Genomic DNA, 8,215 nt, shown 5'->3' with positions numbered 1-8,215 from the left:
CCTGGCTACACGCGTTCAAACGGTTGCGTATCCGCTACGAACGCCGCGCCGACATCCACCAAGCCCTACTCAGCCTCGCCTGCGCGGTCATCTGCCTCCGCAAACTCATTCTGAACTGATCTGTTAGGACCAGAGTGCGGAGATGGACGAGCACGGTGCATTCAGCATCGCCACGAACTCCGAGGTCGATTTCGCAGACCAAGTTCGCCATGGCACGGCAGAAACGAGAGCACGAACGGACTTCTACATTACCGGTATAGCATGCGGTGTGGTTTGCCACCAGATCGGTCGTCTACCTGAACTGGTGGGTTTGCTTTCGATCATTGCGATCAACGGTGAGTTGTTCCACTGGGGAAGTTATGAGGTGGCACCGCGACCGCAGTAGGTGTGATCTTCTGAGTGTGAATAGGCCGACGGAGAATCCGGTCGGTGTATGTCTGGATTGATCGCAGTAGGTTCGGGTGCACCATCGCCACGTAGACACCGACGATGCTCGTTCTCGCTGGCTCGTCGACTCGGGTGTGGGTGGTGCCGCAGAGCTCAGCGGTGGGAGTATTTGGCGATCACCCTGCGCGGAGCTCACGAGGCCAACGAAATTCGACCTGAGTCGACCTGCCGGTTCCGTGCCGCCGACGTAGGGTCGTCTCTGGTGTCGGCACGCCGTTGGTCGAAGATCTGAAGCCACATCCGGGACGATGTATAGCCGAATGTTCTTTGGCTGATCGAGTCGCGATATGAATCGGCGGACGGAACGAACCGGACGGGTTGTTAGCGTGCAGAATTCGGTGCTAGCCTGCGCGCATGGCTAAGTCTACTGTGATCGTCACCAGAGATGACTGGACCGGCGATATCGTCGAGGCGACCGATATTGCCCCCAAGCAAATCACCACGTTCAGTTTCAATGGGCGGGAATATTCACTCGATCTTTCGATGGCGAGCGCCGACGAGCTGCAGGCGGTGCTCGCTCCCTGGATGGAGAAGGCGTCGAACGTTAACGTTGTCGGGCGGCGGGCTCGGCAGGCCCGGACCGGGGGCCGGCAGTCCGAGGAGACAACCTCCGAGGGCCGCACCGATATTCGTGAATGGGCGCGGCGCAATGGGTTCGATATCGGCCCGCGCGGCAGAATCCCGGAAGTCATCGTGCAGGCATACCAGGACCGCGATGACACGCTCCAGGAACCTGTCGACGACGAATACTCCGGTCCCGAGTCCGAGGCCAACGTCAGCGCGGTGACTGTCGATGCGGGACCGGCCGTCGAAGCGGAGCAGGAGCATGTCGGCGACGAATCCAAGCCGACCGTCGCCGAACGTGCGGCAATTCGCCAGTGGGCACTCGCGCAGGGGCGGGATGTGAAGTCTCGCGGCCCACTGTCACCGGAACTCATCCGCGACTATCGCCAAGCGCATGCCGCAGCATAACCCGATCTCTCGCGCCGACGCGGACATTCAGTTCGTGCCGGTGGGTGGATGTCGTCGGACGGTCGCTGAACCGAGCCTCGGTGGTGAATTCAGGTGCACAACAACCTTATTCACCTCCGAGTAGCGCGAAGAGTGCGACGGTGGTCGCATCACTGACACTTGGTGCCGCGATCTTGGTGAGGTGGTGCCCAGGGCTTGGGTAATGGCGGCCTCGGTGAGATCTCGGATATCGGCGGTGGTGCCGGGTACCTGTTGAGCCGGATAGGTCAGTGCCAGTCGTCCCTGCTCGGGGGAGCCGTATGGCGATCCGGCCCTCGACAGCGATGACCTTCTCATCGACGGAAATGCGCCCGCTGTCCTGCGCAACGGCGACTCGGGAGTACTGCCGCAACCGACCTTGGCGACATCGCGGCCCTCATCGACTCGGCACGTGCCGCGGGCACGCGTATCAACCTGCGGACAATCGGTGAAGTCTCGAAAGTGCTTGCCAGCGTGGAACTCTCGAGTCATCGAATCGTGCAGGAGGCACTGAGCAATGCCATCCGCCAGGTATACCTGTCCGGATCCAGATCGCCACCACCGGCGTAGAGATTCGCGTGCGGGTTGTGAGACTCGTGCTCCGGTTCCCAACCGCGCTCGACGCGCCCGTCGACACCCGGTCGGTCACGACCTCGCGGAACCGGAAGTACCACGGCGACAGGGCATTGCCCATTCCAGGGTTCGACGTCGAGGGTTCCGCCGACCATCGCGACGCGTTCTCGCGTCCCCAGCAGCCCGTGACCGGAGCCGGGGCACTCGGACTGTGCGGGTTGTCCAAGAGTGTGTCGGCTCAAGCCGCGACACATCGGTGGCGGCAACTGCTCGATCTCGATGACGCCGGATCGTTGTGGCTGCACACCTCCCGAAGTACCTCTCTCGATTCGGCGACGTTCCCGGGCCGGCTGTATTTGCTCAGCTGGCTCATCGCCGCGGAAGACAGTTCCGCTCCGGCGATTCTGGCGAGTGCGCGGCGGCCGAGTTTGGAGCTGTCGGCGACGACGATGGTGGCGGCTGCGGCAGTGATCATGGCGCGTTTGAGCGGGACTTCGAGGGTGTTCATATTGGTGATTCCGGCCACGGGGTCGATAGCGTCGGCGCCCAGGAACGCCCAGTTCGCGGTGTAGTCGCCGAGGAAGGTGATGGCGTGTTCACCGACGAGGGTGAACACCGAGCCCAGGAGTTCGCCGCCGGTGACCAGCAGCCGGGTCTCGGGCAGCCCCGCTACATATTTGGCGATGCGCAAGTCGTTGGTGATCACGGTCAGCCCGGTCCGGCGGCGCAGTGCGACCGCGATCTCGTAGGTGGTCGAGCCGCTGTCGAGGATGACGGTGTCGCCGTCGCCGATGAAGTCGACCGCCGCCCGCGCGATGGCGGATTTCGCGTCCAGTCGCTCGCCTTCCTGTATCGCTTACGGCAGTTTCACGTCGCTCCGTGGGTAGGGCGGGCTCCGCCGTGTGTGCGTTGCGCCTGGCCCGATCGTTCGAGCGCGTCCAGATCACGCCGGATGGTCGAGGCGTCGACGCCCATCTCGTCGGCGAGGGTCTTCGCTTCCACGTAGCCGTCGGTGATGAGGCGGTGCAGTATCTCGCGGCGGCGAGTGCTGGCGAGCGACGGCATTCTCCGGTGGTTTCTCGGTTCTGATCGAACCCTGCTCATATTCCGAATCGTACGTCGATCGCGCGAAATATTGACAGCCGACCACGAATCGGTGCATGATTCCGTGCAGTAGATACCTGAATTCGTGTAGATGGTGCGCGATCGGCTGTAAGGAACTCTGTGAGCGATCCACTGAAGCAGTTGGCCGATGAGGGTGTGTCGGTGTGGCTCGACGATTTGGGCAGACACAGGCTCGTCTCCGGAAGTTTGGAACGGCTGGTGCGTAGCCGTGCGATCACCGGTGTCACGACGAATCCGACGATATTCCACAACGCACTTCGCGCCGTGGGCGACTATGACGCCGAGCTGCGCGATTTCGCGCAACTCGGCTTCTCTGCCGCGGAAGTCGTTCGCTTGCTGACCTCTCAGGATGTCCGGGCGGCATGCGATGTCCTGCGGCCCGTGTTTCAGGAGACCGATGGTGTCGACGGTCGGGTATCGATCGAGGTGGACCCACAATGGGTGGGAGACACGCAGCGCACCATCGCGGAGGCGCGGGTCCTCTGGTGGCTGGTCGATCGTCCGAACGCGATGATCAAGATCCCCGCCACCCCCGCGGGGTTGCCTGCGATCACCGCCTGCCTGGCCGAAGGCATCAGCGTGAACGTGACGCTGATCTTCTCCGTGGAGCGCTACTACGCGGTGCTCGACGCGTTTCTCGCCGGACTGGAGGCGGCTCGCGGCGCAGGGCGTGATCTGTCTCGGATCGCCTCGGTCGCATCGTTTTTCGTATCCCGAGTCGACACAGCGGTGGATCGGCGACTCGACGCCATCGGGGGGTTCGAAGCCGGCGAGTTGCGCGGATCCGCGGCCATCGCGAACGCCCGGTTGGCCTACGAGTCATACGAGCGCATGTTGCGTGGCCAGCGGTGGGCGCGCTTGGCCGAGGCGGGCGCACGGCCGCAGCGTCCGCTGTGGGCGTCGACCGGGGTCAAAGATCCCGCGTACGAGGACACGCGATATGTAGTGGAGCTCGTCGCGCCGGGGACGGTCAACACCATGCCGGAACCGACACTGAACGCGGTCGCCGATCATGGCGAGATCCGCGGGGACCGAGTCAGCCACAGTTACGCGGCCGCGCGGAGCGTGCTGGATCGCCTGTCTGCTCTCGGAGTCGATCTCGACGGCATACTCGCGCAGCTGGAACAGGAGGGTGTGGCCGCGTTTCAGGCTTCGTGGCTTGCGCTGCTCGCCGATGTCGAAATCGCACTCGGTGCCCGTACCCAGGTCGGCGGGCATCACCGGATACAGGACGCGGATGATGCCGCGGTCGATGAGCGAGTGCCGCGGTCGAATGCTCGGTGAACAGCGAGTCGGCACAGCGCCGTGGGGTCGTGATCGGCGGGCCCGGACCGAAGACTGTCGAGAACGGTGAGGGAATTCGTATGCAGGTGGGAATAGTCGGCGCGGGCCGTATGGGAGCAGGTCTGGCACGGCGGCTGGTTCGCCACGGACACACCTGTGTGGTGTACGACCCGGACGTCCAGGCGGTAGACCGCTTGCGTGCGGACGGCGTGATCGGAGTCGGGACACTCGAGGAACTGGTCGCCACCCTGGAGGGTCCGCGAATTGTCTGGGTTATGGTGCCTGCCTCGCTGACCGGTGCGGTCATCGAGAATGTGCTCAGGTTCCTCGTCGCCGACGATGTCGTGATCGACGGCGGGAACTCGTTCTATCGCGACGATGTCGCGCGTGGTCGTGCGCTGGCCGAACACGGAATCCACTACGTCGATGTCGGTACCAGCGGCGGTGTCTACGGCATCGAGCGCGGATTCAGTCTGATGATCGGCGGTGATCCGGCGATTGTCGAACGATTGGATCCGATCTTTCGTGACCTGGCTCCGGGTGTAGCCGCCGCTACGCGTACTCCTGGGCGGAGCGGCACTGTGGCGCGGGCTGAGCACGGGTATCTGCACTGCGGCGCCATCGGTGCGGGACATTTCGTGAAGATGATCCACAACGGAGTGGAATACGGCCAGATGGCAGCGCTGGCAGAGGGAATGGCGATCCTACGGAAGGCGGGTATCGGAATCTCGGCACGGACCGGAGATACCTCGATCGAGGCGGTCGCCGACGCCGACTTCTATAGCTACGACTTCGATATCGCGGAGATCCTCGAGGTGTGGCGGCGCGGCAGTGTTGTCAGTTCGTGGCTGGTGGACCTCACGACGGCGGCAGTGCACGCCGATCCGGAGCTCAGCGGTTTTTCGGGCCACGTAGCGGATTCCGGAGAAGGTCGCTGGACGGTGCAAGCCGCGATCGACGAAGGAGTGCCCGCGCATGTACTGACCGCAGCCCTGTACGAGCGGTTTGCCTCACGAGGAGAGGCCGACTACGCGAACAAGGCACTGTCGGCGATGCGCATGGCCTTCGGCGGCCATATGGAAAAGGCGGCAGAGGCGTGAGCGTGGATACCTCGCAGGCGTGGGCGCGGCTGCGAGCGCATCGCACCGATATGGCAGGTGCGACGATGACGGATCTGTTCGCCGCACAGCGCGACCGAGGTCAGGAGATGACCGTCGAGCATGACGGTATCGTGCTCGACTTCTCGAAGAATCGCGTCACCACACACACGATGGATCTCCTGGTGGGGCTTGCCCAGGAGGCCGGCCTCGAGGCCGGTGTCGAAGCCATGTTCCGCGGCGAGCGCATCAACATCACCGAGGATCGCGCGGTGCTGCACACCGCGCTGCGCGCACCGCACGACACGGTGGTCGAAGTCGAAGGTCGAGACGTCGTTCCCGACGTGCACGGTGTTCTGGAACGAATGGGCGCCTTCGCCGATCGGGTGCGGTCGGGCAGGTGGCGGGGTATGAGCGGGAAACCGATTGCCGCGGTGGTCAATATCGGGATCGGCGGGTCCGATCTGGGGCCGGCGATGGCGTATCAGGCTTTGCGAGAGTTCTCGACCGACACGTTGGATGTCCGGTTCGTATCGAACGTCGACGGCCACGACCTGGCGCGAACTTTGCGTGACCTGGAGCCGGAGACCACACTGTTCGTGATTTCATCCAAGACCTTCACCACGGTGGAAACACTGACCAATGCCCGGACCGCGAGGCGGTGGCTGCTCGCGTCGAGCGACGAACCCGACGCGGTCGCAAGGCATTTCGTGGCGGTCTCCACGAATACCGATGAGGTGGCCGCGTTCGGTATCGACCCGGCCAACATGTTCGAGTTCTGGGATTGGGTGGGCGGTCGCTACTCGCTGCATTCCGCGATCGGACTTTCGCTCGTGCTGGCGGTCGGGCCGCAGCGGTTCCGGGAAATGCTGGCCGGGGCACACTCGATGGACCAGCACTTCCGCACCGCGCCGCTGCGGCAGAATCTGCCGGTGCTGCTCGGGCTGCTGGGCATCTGGTACCGCAATTTCTGGGATGCGCAGACACACGCGATTCTGCCCTACGACCAGCGACTTTCGCGGGTACCCGCCTATTTGCAGCAGTTGGACATGGAAAGCAACGGCAAGTCGGCAGGCCGTGATGGTCGAGAGTGTCCGGTCGGCACCGCCCCGATCATCTGGGGTGAGCCCGGTACCAATGGCCAGCACGCCTTCTTCCAATTGCTGCATCAGGGCACGGTCTTCATGTCGTGCGACTTCATCGGTGTGCTCGAACCCGGCCACGATCTGCCCGGACACCACGATCTGTTGATGGCGAACTTGTTCGCGCAATCCGAAGCGCTGGCCTTCGGCAAGCCCGAGGACGACAGTGGTCCGCCAGAGTTGCGGGTACACCGACGTTTTCTGGGAAATCGGCCCAGTAACACCATTCTGATACCGCGTCTGACACCGTATTCGCTGGGGCAGCTGATCGCGTTGTACGAGCACAAGGTCTTCGCGCAAGGGTGGATCTGGGGTGTGAATTCATTCGACCAATGGGGTGTCGAGCTCGGAAAGGTACTTGCCAACAGAATTGTCGCCGAGATCGACTCGGAAGGTGATCTCACACACGACAGTTCCACCAACGCGTTGATTCAACGCTACCGGCACGCGCGCCGAGCGGCCGGTCGCAATCGGAAGGCAGGGCAGTGAGGCAGCTCAAAATCGGATACAAGGCGTCCGCCGAACAATTCGGACCGCGAGATCTCGTCGAGTACGCGGTGCGCGCTGAGGTACTCGGATTCGACAGCGTCGTCGTGTCCGACCATTTCCTGCCATGGCGACATACCGGTGGACACGCGCCGTTCGCGTTGGCCTGGATGGCCGCGGTGATCGAACGTACCGAGCGAGTCCAGATCGGTACGAGTGTGCTCACCCCGACATTCCGTTACAACCCGGCGGTAGTCGCGCAAGCCTTCGCGACCATGTCGTTGCTGTCGAACGGGCGAGTTCTGCTCGGCGTCGGGACCGGTGAAGCACTCAATGAAATCGCCGTCTCGGGTCGCGAATGGCCCGAATTCAGAGAACGGTTCGCCCGCCTCCGCGAAGCGGTAACCGTGATGCGCACGCTGTGGACCGATAGCGACGTTTCGTTCGAAGGTGAGTACTACACAACGGTGAACGCCAACATCTACGATCGGCCCGAGCGTCCGATCCCGGTCTACATCGCCGCGGGCGGCCCGGTCGTAGCCAAATATGCTGGACGCGCTGGTGACGGATTCATCTGTACCTCGGGAAAGGGCATGAAGTTGTACACCGACGACCTGCTGCCCGCCGTCGCGGCGGGAGCGGCAGCGGTACAGCGAGACCCGGCTCGAATCGACAAGATGATCGAGATAAAGCTCTCCTACGACCGCGATCCGGATCGAGCGCTCGCCAACACTCGATTCTGGGCACCGCTCTCGCTGACGGCGGAGCAGAAACACAGCGTCGGTTCCGCCGTCGAAATGGAACGGCTCGCAGACCAGTTGCCCATCGAGCAAGTGGCGCGACGATGGATCGTCGCCTCGGATCCCGAGGAAGCTATCGCGGGAATCGAACCGTACCTCGACGTCGGTCTCAACCACCTTGTGTTCCACGGGCCGGGGCATGACTGAGCGGTCCCCGATGACGAGACCACCCGGGAATAGAGTCGGGTGATTTCGTTCCGTGTTCAGTTGGTCCCGCAGGCCATCGGATGATGGGTGTGGGTGCAGGCCGCAGCGTACTCGGCCGGCGTGC

The 8,215-nt window shown here is 63.3% G+C and carries 8 protein-coding genes and 1 pseudogene; 7 read left to right on the top strand and 2 right to left on the bottom strand.

Features of this window, described 5'->3' with window-relative positions:
* The 3 genes and pseudogenes from JZ792_RS40130 to JZ792_RS40120 form a co-directional block, all read left to right on the top strand.
* A pseudogene (locus JZ792_RS40130) lies at window positions 1-119 on the top strand (IS5/IS1182 family transposase); the annotation flags it as partial.
* Window positions 120-142: 23 nt separating this feature from the next.
* Window positions 143-385, top strand: coding sequence for a hypothetical protein (locus JZ792_RS40125; RefSeq protein WP_216918119.1), 243 nt, complete (start codon window positions 143-145; stop codon window positions 383-385).
* A gap of 416 nt (window positions 386-801) precedes the next feature.
* A complete protein-coding gene (locus tag JZ792_RS40120; RefSeq protein ID WP_216918118.1) occupies window positions 802-1,419 on the top strand; it encodes an Lsr2 dimerization domain-containing protein in 618 nt (205 codons plus the stop codon).
* An 829-nt stretch (window positions 1,420-2,248) separates the two neighbouring features.
* On the opposite strand, the gene JZ792_RS42490 is transcribed toward JZ792_RS40120, so the two are convergent.
* On the bottom strand, window positions 2,249-2,803 hold the full coding sequence (locus JZ792_RS42490; RefSeq protein WP_308165641.1) for a sugar phosphate isomerase family: 555 nt from the start codon (window positions 2,801-2,803) through the stop codon (window positions 2,249-2,251).
* A 74-nt stretch (window positions 2,804-2,877) separates the two neighbouring features.
* A complete protein-coding gene (locus JZ792_RS42485) occupies window positions 2,878-3,075 on the bottom strand; it encodes a DeoR family transcriptional regulator (RefSeq protein ID WP_254191044.1) in 198 nt (65 codons plus the stop codon).
* 159 nt (window positions 3,076-3,234) lie between these two features.
* Between JZ792_RS42485 and tal the strand changes: the two genes are divergently transcribed.
* The 4 genes from tal (at window position 3,235) to fgd (ending at window position 8,091) form a co-directional block, all read left to right on the top strand.
* On the top strand, window positions 3,235-4,419 hold the full coding sequence (gene tal / locus JZ792_RS40110; RefSeq protein ID WP_216918117.1) for a transaldolase: 1,185 nt from the start codon (window positions 3,235-3,237) through the stop codon (window positions 4,417-4,419).
* Window positions 4,420-4,499: 80 nt separating this feature from the next.
* A complete protein-coding gene (gene gnd, locus JZ792_RS40105) occupies window positions 4,500-5,519 on the top strand; it encodes a phosphogluconate dehydrogenase (NAD(+)-dependent, decarboxylating) (protein ID WP_216918116.1) in 1,020 nt (339 codons plus the stop codon).
* A gap of 50 nt (window positions 5,520-5,569) precedes the next feature.
* Window positions 5,570-7,147, top strand: a complete 1,578-nt coding sequence (gene pgi, locus JZ792_RS40100; RefSeq protein ID WP_254191045.1) for a glucose-6-phosphate isomerase — start codon at window positions 5,570-5,572, stop codon at window positions 7,145-7,147.
* Window positions 7,144-8,091: a glucose-6-phosphate dehydrogenase (coenzyme-F420) gene (gene fgd / locus JZ792_RS40095; RefSeq protein WP_216918114.1), complete on the top strand. Its 948-nt coding sequence runs from the start codon at window positions 7,144-7,146 to the stop codon at window positions 8,089-8,091. The genes pgi and fgd overlap by 4 nt, the downstream gene beginning before the upstream one ends.
* The last annotated feature ends 124 nt before the right edge of the window (window positions 8,092-8,215 follow it).

Source organism: Nocardia noduli (assembly GCF_019038455.1).
In the GTDB taxonomy this organism is placed as follows: domain Bacteria; phylum Actinomycetota; class Actinomycetes; order Mycobacteriales; family Mycobacteriaceae; genus Nocardia; species Nocardia noduli.
This window is presented reverse-complemented; position numbering and strand designations above follow the sequence as displayed.